The organism is Neisseria sp. HMSC03D10, from assembly GCF_001807625.1.
In the GTDB taxonomy this organism is placed as follows: Bacteria; Pseudomonadota; Gammaproteobacteria; order Burkholderiales; family Neisseriaceae; genus Neisseria; species Neisseria mucosa.
In genome coordinates this window covers 38361-47546 of sequence record NZ_KV789613.1, presented here as the reverse complement: position 1 = coordinate 47546, position 9186 = coordinate 38361, and the positions used below count along the sequence as shown (strand labels likewise).

Below are 9186 nucleotides of genomic sequence, written 5' to 3'. Positions count from 1 at the left end.
GGGGCCAGTTCAGTTTTCAGACGACCTTTTATGCTTCAAATCCCGCGTTATTGCAGGCTGTGTTCCAGCGAAATGCCTGCCGCCCAGCCGGTTTTGGGGTCTTTACTTTCTTTGACTACGCCTGAGTTGAACGAGAGGGTCGTGCGTTTGGAGAATTTGTATTCGGTGTTGAACGCGAGCTGTTTGTAGTTCTTGCCGGTATCGGAGCGGCCGTAGGCGACGCCGAGTTTGGGGGTGATGTTGCCCATGGTGTAGCCGGCGGTCACTTGGAAATCGCGGGTGTTGGTATTGGTTTTGGTTTCGTCTTCCCAGTGGAATTTGTCGGCAACATTGCGGGCGTACATCATACCGGCGGCGAGGTAGAGATTGTCTTTGTCGTAGCCGACTTTCATGGAATGAACCTGTCTGTCTTTGGTGTCGTCAGGTGAGCCGTTGCGAGCGTACTCCAGCGCGTAGTGGGCGTTGAAGCCGTTGGTCGGGTGTTTGTAGTGCAAGCCTACGCCCGCCATCCAGTCGCTGTTACGTTTCCTGTCTTTGTATTTGTTGGCACCGGGCGCGATTTGGACGCGGTAGTTGAAGCCGTTGTCAAAGGTTTTGGATTCGTAGTTCAGGGCGATTTCACGACCGCCGAAACGGGTCATGCGTCCCATGGTTTGGGTGTGGTTGTTGCCGTTGAATGCGTCTTGTTCGCCGGTCAGGTAGTGCATCGGGGTACTGAGCCAGCCGGCACGGACGGTACCGAAATCGCCGCGCAAACCGACATAAGAGTCATCCGTACTCCAGCCGTTATAATCGAAAGCGACGAATGAATTGACGCCGTAGATGAGCTTGAGGTCTTTGTCGAGTTTTTCACTGCCCATAATCCAGATGCGGCTGTTGTTGTCGGATATATCGGTAGCGGTTTGACCTTTGCCGTTGCGTTCGTGCTCGATGGAGGTAAATATCCGTCCGCCGATTTTGGCTTCGTTGTCGGAGGCGAATGCGGGACAGGCAAGCGGGACGGCAACCGCAATCATCAGCAACTTCTTCATTTTGTTCTCCTTTTGTTTGATTTTTCTGAACTTTTGTTTCGACAGGGTTTTATACTATTTTAGGCTTGCAAAAAAATCAATATTTTTGTAATCGCTTGTAACTTTTATTTTTAAAAATGTTTTTTATGGCGTTTTTTTGTGTTATCTTGCAAACCAATTCCAAGAACAGGCGGATTTTTCAGATATTTATAGAGAATAAATCTTTTTATCCGCCTAAATTCAGAATATTTCCCTATTTTGTAGTCGTATGTAATTTTTTATTTCTGCAAGACTCAAACCTGAGGGGAGATAAGGAAAAGAGGAGAAACAACGTGCTGCCGACCAAACTTTATTCCGTATCGGCTTTATCGCTTGCCGTGGTGCTTGCGCTGTCGGCGTGTCATCGCGAAGTCAAGCCCGCGCCCGAATTCAAGCGCAGCGAATACAATAAAATCGTCATCAGCAACGCGGTCGAACCGAGTACGCTCGACCCGCAAAAAAGCTCAGATATGGCGGCGGGCGCGATTATCCGCCAGATGATGGACGGCTTGGTCGGTACGGATGCCGAAGGCAAAACCATTCCCGCCTTGGCGTTGAAATGGGAGCCGTCGGACGAAGGGCGCGTTTGGACGTTCCACCTGCGCGATGCGAAGTGGAGCAACGGCGACCCGATTACCGCCGAAGATTTCGTTTACAGCTTCCGCCGCCTCGCCGATCCCGCAACCGCCGCGCCTAACAGCAGCTATTTGGAAGACGCGAAAATACAGGGTGCGGCGGAAATCCTGCAAGGCAAGGCGAAGCCGGATACTTTGGGCGTCAAGGCTTTGGACGAGAAAACGCTGCAATTCACGCTCACCGCGCCTGTGCCGTATTTCCCCGACATGCTGATTCAGCAATTCACCTATCCCGTCCACCGCGCCACGGTCGAGAAATTCGGTGAAAAATGGACGCAGCCGGGCAATTATGTCTCCAGCGGCGCATACATCCTCAAAGAATGGCACGTCAACAGCCACATCACCATGGATAAAAACCCCGCTTATTACGACAGCAAAAAAGTATCCATCCCGCGGGCGGTGTTCCTCGCCAGCGGCAAAGAATACGACCGCTACCGCGCCGATGAAGTGGACGTTACCTACGGCATCCCTTCCGACCAGATTAAGATTGCCGAGAAAGAATTTCCCGGTCAGGTTCGGCGCGCGACTTTGCTGTGTTCTTGGTTTTTAGAGCCGAACTTGGAATCCGCCGAATTTAAAAATCCCAAAGTCCGCCGCGCGCTCAACCTGCTGACCGACCGCGCCATCATTACCAAGGTTGCCGCACGCGGCGACAAGGAAGCGTTCCAGCTTACCCCGCCGAATATGCAGGGCGGCGGCGAGTCTGCGCCTGCGTGGAAGCCGCTGAAACGCGAAGCGCGTATTGCCGAAGCAGAAAAACTCTTGCGCGAAGCGGGTTATAGCGAAGAGAAACCGTTCGAGTTCCAAATCGTCTATACCACCAGCGAGGCCGCCAAAAAACAAATCACCGCGCTGCAATCCATTTGGAAGGCGACCGTGCCGTTTGTGCGCCCCACGCTGATGAACGAAGAATGGAAAACCTTTTTGGACAAGCGCCTGCAAGGCAACTTCAGCATGGCGTTCGCCGGCTGGTGTTCCGACTACAACGACCCTGCGGGCATGCTCAATATTTTCAAATCCAACAATCCGAACAACGCCTTCCATTACAAGAATCCCGAGTTTGACAAGCTGATGAACAGCACGCTCGAAGCGGGCATTTCCGCCGAAGAACGCGCCCGCCGCTACGTCAGCGCCGAGGCGATGCTGCAACGCGACGACGCCTTTATCCCGTTGTATCACCAAGTCAGCATCAATCTGGTGAAACCCGACATTCAAGGCTACTCCGACCGCGACCCGCTGAAAAACTACACCATTAAGAATTGGTCGTTTGCACCCAAGAAGTGATTTGATAACATAGACACGTTTTTCAGACGACCTCCCCGTACACTAAATTGAAGAGGTCGTCTGAAACCGCGAAACCCTATTGGAGAATCCCGTTCATGAATACTGTATCGAATTACCTGTCCGCATTGCGCGAAGCCATGAAGGCGCAAGGCTTGGACGCACTCGTCATCCCCTCCGCCGACCCCCATCTTTCCGAATACCTGCCCGCACACTGGCAGGCGCGCCGCGAATTGTCGGGCTTTACCGGCTCGGTCGGCACTTTCGTCGTTACCGCCGATGAAGCGGGCGTGTGGGTGGACAGCCGCTATTGGGAACAAGCCACCAAACAGCTTGCGGGCAGCGGCATCGAGCTGCAAAAAAGCGGGCAAGTTCCGCCGTACAACGAATGGCTCGCGGCAAACCTGCCCGAAAACGCCGCCGTCGGCATCCCTTCCGATATGGTGTCGCTCACCGGCAAACGCACTTTGGCGCAATCCCTGACCGCCAAAAACATCCGCATCGAACACCCCGACGACCTGCTTGACAGCGTATGGAGCAGCCGCCCAGCCATCCCCGCCGAAACCGTGTTCATCCACGACCCCGCCTACGTCTCCGAAACCGCCGCCGAAAAACTCGCCCGCGTGCGTGCCGTCATGGCGGAAAAAGGCGCGGATTACCACTTGGTTTCCTCGCTTGACGACATCGCTTGGCTGACCAACCTGCGCGGCAGCGACGTGCCTTTCAACCCCGTTTTCGTGTCCTTCCTGCTGATCGGCAAAGACAACGCCGTCCTGTTTACCGACCAAGGTCGTCTGAACGCCGAAGCCGCCGCCGCGCTGCAAACCGCAGGCATCACGGTCGAACCTTATGCCCAAGTTGCCGACAAACTCGCGCAAATCGGCGGCGCGCTGCTCATCGAACCGAACAAAACCGCCGTCAGCACGCTCGTACGCCTGCCCGAAAGCGTGCGCCTTATCGAAGGCATCAACCCGTCCACCTTCTTCAAATCCGTCAAATCCGAAGCCGACATCGTCCACATCCGCGAAGCGATGGAACACGACGGCGCGGCGTTGTGCGGCTTCTTCGCCGAGTTTGAAGACATCATCGACAACGGCGGCAGCCTGACCGAAATCGACGTGGACACCATGCTCCACCGCCACCGCAGCGCACGTCCGGGCTTCATTTCATTGAGTTTCGACACCATTGCAGGCTTCAACGCCAACGCCGCCCTGCCCCATTACAGCGCGACACCCGAAAGCCACAGCACCATCAGCGGCAACGGTCTGCTGCTCATCGACTCCGGCGCGCAATACAAAGGCGGCACGACCGACATCACCCGCGTCGTCCCCGTCGGCACGCCGACCGCCGAACAAAAACGCGACAACACGCTGGTTCTCAAAGCCCATATCGCGCTTGCCGAAGCCGTGTTCCCCGAAAACATCCTCTCGCCGATGATAGACGCCATCTGCCGCAAACCCTTGTGGCAGGCGCAATGCGACTACGGTCATGGTACAGGACACGGCGTAGGCTATTTCCTCAACGTCCACGAAGGCCCTCAAGTCATCGCCTGCGCCGCCGTTCCCGGCCCGCAGCACGCCATGAAAAAAGGCATGGTTACCTCCATCGAACCCGGACTCTACCGTCCCGGCAAATGGGGCATCCGCATTGAGAACCTCGCCGCCAACCAAGCCGTCGCCAACCCGCAGGAAACCGAGTTCGGCAGCTTCCTCTACTTCGAAACCCTGACCCTCTGCCCCATCGACACCCGCCTGATGGATACCGCCATGATGACCGACGGCGAAATCGACTGGGTCAACCGCTACCACGCCGAAGTCCGCCGCCGCCTCGAGCCGCTGACCGAAGGCACGGCAAAGGCATGGCTGATCAAACGCACCGAACCGCTGGCGCGTTAACCGCAAAGGTCGTCTGAAAACGACTGTGGCGTGGGTTCTAACCACGAACCCGCGCCAACATCAAAAAGTCGTCTGAAAAACGGCCGTAGCGTGGGCTCTGCCCACGAAAAACACCAGCAAAAGGTCGTCTGAAACCCAAAATCCCGTTTTCAGACGACCTCCGAAACAAACCCCAAACGCAGGCCTCCGCCCGCAACTGCCACAATAAAAAACCGTCCGAAATCCTATTCTAAAGTTTTCAGACGACCATAAAAACAAAAGCCCGCACACTCCAAAACCAAGGGCCTGACTACAAAGAAGAGAAACCATCCCAAGCGTCCGAACCCCGTTCAGACCGCCTTCCCGTATTCAGGCATATTCCGACCCACCAAGCCCCGAGCAGGTACGATATGCTGAAATTCATCATCCGCCGCATACTTTCCGCCATCCCCACCATGCTGGTACTGATTACCGTCTCATTCTTCCTGATGCGGCTCGCACCCGGCAGCCCCTTCACCGGCGACAAAAACGTACCGCCCGCCGTACTTGCCAACATCGAAGCCAAATACCACCTGAACGACCCGATGTACCTGCAATACTTCAACTACCTCAAACAACTCGCCCACGGCGACCTCGGTCCCTCGTTCAAATACAAAGACTACAACGTCAACGAGCTGCTCGCCCAAGCCCTGCCCGTTTCCGTCGAACTGGGCGTGTACGCCTTCATCATCTCCACCGTCTTGGGCGTACTCATGGGCACCATCGCAGCACTCAGGCGCAACACATGGGCGGACTACACCATCATGACCGCCGCCATGACCGGCATCGTCGTCCCCAGCTTCGTCAAAGCCCCCATCATGATTTTCATCTTCGCCATCACCCTCAAATGGCTGCCCGCCGGCGGCTGGAATGACGGCTCGTTGACCAGCCTCATCATGCCCGTCGCCGCCCTCTCCATAGGCTATGTCGCAGGCCTCGCCCGCATCACCCGCGGCGCGATGATAGAAGTGTTGAACAGCCCCTACATCCGCACTGCCCGCGCCAAAGGATTATCGATGAACAGCATCGTCCTGCGCCACGCCCTGCGTCCCGCCATGCTGCCTATCCTTTCCTATCTCGTTCCCGCCTTCGTCGGCATCATCACCGGCGCCATCGTCATCGAAAGCGTCTTCGGTCTGCCCGGCATCGGACAACTCTTCGTCAACGGCGCGCTCAACCGCGACTACGGCATGATCTTGGGGCTAACCATCCTCGTCGGCGTACTGACCATCGTCTTCAACGCCATACTCGACATCCTCTACGCCCTGATCGACCCCAAAATCCGCTATTAAAAGCAAAAAAGGTCGTCTGAAAACCGGTTTTGCCGTTTTCAGACGACCCCCGAACAAAAAACGGAGAACACCATGCTATTCAACAAGAAAAATTCCCGCGCCATAGCAGAAGCCGCCGAACAGGCACAAGTACACGGACGCAGCCTGTGGCAGGACGCATGGCGGCGTTTCAGCAACAACAAAGCCGCCCTGTGCAGCGTCTTCATCCTTGCCGCCATTATCCTCTTCGTTATCGCCGTCCCCTGGGTCAGCGCCTACACCTATGACCACACCGACTGGGACAACATGCAAATCCCGCCTTCCTTCGCCACCCGCCACTACTTCGGCACCGACCTGCTCGGACGCGACCTCTTTACCCGAGCCGCCGCCGGCGGACGCATTTCCCTGCTCATCGGCATCGCAGGCGCACTCGTCGCCGTCGTCATCGGCACGCTCTACGGCGCGCTCGCAGGCTTTTTCGGCGGCAAACTCGACTCCGTCATGATGCGCCTGCTCGAAATCCTCAACGCCTTTCCGTTTATGTTTTTCGTCATCCTGTTGACCACCTTCTTCGGGCGCAACCTCTTACTCATCTTCGTCGCCATCGGACTCGTCTCATGGCTGGACGTCGCCCGCATCGTCCGCGGTCAAACCCTCAGCCTCAAACACAAAGAATTCGTCGAAGCCGCCCGCATCACAGGCGTATCCCGACGCCGCATCGTTACCCGCCACATCATCCCCAACGTACTCGGCGTCGTCATGGTTTACGCTTCCCTGCTCGTACCCGGCATGATCATGTTCGAATCCTTCCTTAGCTTCCTCGGATTGGGCGTACAAGAACCCAAGACCAGTTGGGGTTCCATGCTCCAAGAGGGCGCAGCCTCCATGGAAGCCGCCCCGTGGCAGCTCCTCGTCCCCTGCTTCTTCCTCGTCGCCACCCTCTTCTGCTTCAACTTCATCGGCGACGGCCTGCGCGACGCACTCGACCCCAAAGACCGCTGACACACACAACGAGGACACACCCATGACCACCCCATTACTCACCGTCGAAAACCTCGACATCCGCTTCCAACTCCACGAAAAAACCGTCCACGCCGTGCGCAACATCAGCTTCCAAGTCGCCAAAGGCGAAACCCTCGCCCTCGTCGGCGAATCCGGTTCAGGCAAATCCGTTACCGCCATGTCCCTCATGCGCCTCCTGCCCGAAAATAGCACCCTTTACGGACAAGACTCGCGCATCACCTTCGACGGCACATCCATCCTCGACGCAGACGAAAAAACCCTCCTCAGCCTACGCGGCGGACGCATCAGCTTCATCTTCCAAGAGCCCATGACCTCGCTGAACCCCTTCATGAAAATCGGCACCCAGCTCACAGAAGCCCTGCGCGTCCACAATAAAACCATCACCCGCAAAGCCGCCCGCGAACGCATCCTCAACCTCCTCAACCGCGTCGGCATCCGCGAAGCAGAACGTCGTCTGAAACAATACCCCCACGAATTCTCAGGCGGCCAACTCCAGCGCATCATGATCGCCATGGCACTGCTCAACGACCCCGCCCTGCTCATCGCCGACGAACCCACCACCGCCCTCGACGTAACCATCCAAGCAGAAATCCTCGACCTCCTGCACGACCTCCAAAAACAAATGGGCATGGCGATTATCTTCATCACCCACGACCTCGGACTCGCCGAACACTACGCCGAAACCGTATGCGTCATGAAAGACGGCGAAATCGTCGAGCGCGGCAAAATCAAACAAGTTTTTGCCAACCCATCCCACCCCTACACCGCCCAACTCATCCACTCCGTCCCCAAAGGCATGAAAGACCCCGTAGAAGGCAACCCGCCCGAGCTCATCCGTGCCGACGACATCAACGTCCACTTCATCCTCAAACACAACTTCTTCGGCAAACCCCTCAAAACCTTCCACGCTGTCAAAAACATCAGCCTCGCCATCCGCCAAGGCGAAACCCTCGGCATCGTCGGCGAGTCCGGTTCCGGCAAATCCACGCTCGGCAAAGCCATCATGCAAATGCTACCCTACCAAGGCAGCATACACTTCGACGGCAGCGACCTCGCCGCCCTCACCCCCGAACGCGTGTGCCAGCTTAAAGCCGAACGCCAAATGGTCTTCCAAGACCCCTACGGCTCACTCTCCCCACGCCTCACCATCGGCGAAATCATAGGCGAAGGCCTCACCGTCCACCGCCCCGAAATGACCAAAGCCCAGCGCACCGAACTCGTCCTCAAAGTCCTGGACGAAGTCTCCCTGCCCGCCGACGCACTCAACCGCTACCCGCACGAATTCTCAGGCGGACAACGCCAACGCATCGCCATCGCCCGCGCCCTCATCCTGCGGCCCAAGTTCATCCTCCTCGACGAACCCACCTCCGCCCTCGACCGCTCCGTCCAAATCAAAGTCGTCGAACTGCTGCGCGGACTCCAAACCAAATACGGACTGACCTACATCTTCATCAGCCACGACCTCTCCGTCGTCCGCGCTGTCAGCGACAACGTCGCCGTCATGCAGCACGGAGAACTCGTCGAATACGGCAGCGCAGACCAAATCTTCCACCACCCGCAGAAAGACTACACCAAACGCCTCATCAACGCCGCCTTCGACCTCTGACCCAAGGTCGTCTGAAAACTAGATGTGGCGTGGGCTTCGCCCACGAATCCTGCCAACCTCAGAAGGTCGTCTGAAACCCAACTTTCAGATGACCTTCTTTCTAATCTCATCTACTTCATCGCAAATTTCAACGCAAACTTTACCAATCCAACCCATAATTACCTCCAGCAGCCGTCATTCCCGCGCAGGCGGGAATCCACTTTTGAATTTCGGCAACTGTTTTTGAATATCTGTTTCTTAGGGTTTCCGATGGATTCCCGCCTGCGCGGGAATGACGGCAGAAAAATATCCCGTCGGATACAGTTATCCCAACCTACACCGACAACCAAAAATCGTCTGAAACCCACCGTAGCGTGGGCTTCGCCCACGAACCCCACAAATATAGTGGATTAACTTTAAACCAGTACG

Annotated in this window: 6 protein-coding genes; 5 read left to right on the top strand and 1 reads right to left on the bottom strand. The window is 56.5% G+C overall.

Going from position 1 to position 9186, the window contains the following annotated elements; genetic code table 11:
• Window positions 1-47: 47 nt before the first annotated feature.
• Entirely contained in the window at window positions 48-1031 is a 984-nt protein-coding gene (locus tag HMPREF3066_RS11695) for a porin (RefSeq protein ID WP_070443063.1), read from the bottom strand.
• Window positions 1032-1342: 311 nt separating this feature from the next.
• On the opposite strand from HMPREF3066_RS11695, the gene HMPREF3066_RS11690 reads away from it, so the two are divergent.
• From HMPREF3066_RS11690 to HMPREF3066_RS11670, 5 genes are all read left to right on the top strand, one after another.
• Entirely contained in the window at window positions 1343-2968 is a 1626-nt protein-coding gene (locus tag HMPREF3066_RS11690; protein ID WP_070443062.1) for a peptide ABC transporter substrate-binding protein, read from the top strand.
• A 95-nt stretch (window positions 2969-3063) separates the two neighbouring features.
• Window positions 3064-4860: an aminopeptidase P family protein gene (locus HMPREF3066_RS11685; RefSeq protein ID WP_070443061.1), complete on the top strand. Its 1797-nt coding sequence runs from the start codon at window positions 3064-3066 to the stop codon at window positions 4858-4860.
• 389 nt (window positions 4861-5249) lie between these two features.
• Entirely contained in the window at window positions 5250-6170 is a 921-nt protein-coding gene (oppB, locus tag HMPREF3066_RS11680; RefSeq protein ID WP_003741770.1) for an oligopeptide ABC transporter permease OppB, read from the top strand.
• 72 nt (window positions 6171-6242) lie between these two features.
• Window positions 6243-7151: an oligopeptide ABC transporter permease OppC gene (oppC, locus tag HMPREF3066_RS11675; protein ID WP_049231158.1), complete on the top strand. Its 909-nt coding sequence runs from the start codon at window positions 6243-6245 to the stop codon at window positions 7149-7151.
• A 22-nt stretch (window positions 7152-7173) separates the two neighbouring features.
• Entirely contained in the window at window positions 7174-8778 is a 1605-nt protein-coding gene (locus HMPREF3066_RS11670) for an ABC transporter ATP-binding protein (protein ID WP_070443060.1), read from the top strand.
• The last annotated feature ends 408 nt before the right edge of the window (window positions 8779-9186 follow it).

Excerpts from the sequence above, each read along its gene's own strand:
- HMPREF3066_RS11685 (WP_070443061.1), top strand. The coding sequence starts at position 3,064 with ATGAATACTGTATCGAATTACCTGTCCGCATTGCGCGAAGCCATGAAG.
- HMPREF3066_RS11695 (WP_070443063.1), bottom strand. The coding sequence starts at position 1,031 with ATGAAGAAGTTGCTGATGATTGCGGTTGCCGTCCCGCTTGCCTGTCCC.
- oppC (WP_049231158.1), top strand. The coding sequence starts at position 6,243 with ATGCTATTCAACAAGAAAAATTCCCGCGCCATAGCAGAAGCCGCCGAA.
- oppB (WP_003741770.1), top strand. The coding sequence starts at position 5,250 with ATGCTGAAATTCATCATCCGCCGCATACTTTCCGCCATCCCCACCATG.
- HMPREF3066_RS11670 (WP_070443060.1), top strand. The coding sequence starts at position 7,174 with ATGACCACCCCATTACTCACCGTCGAAAACCTCGACATCCGCTTCCAA.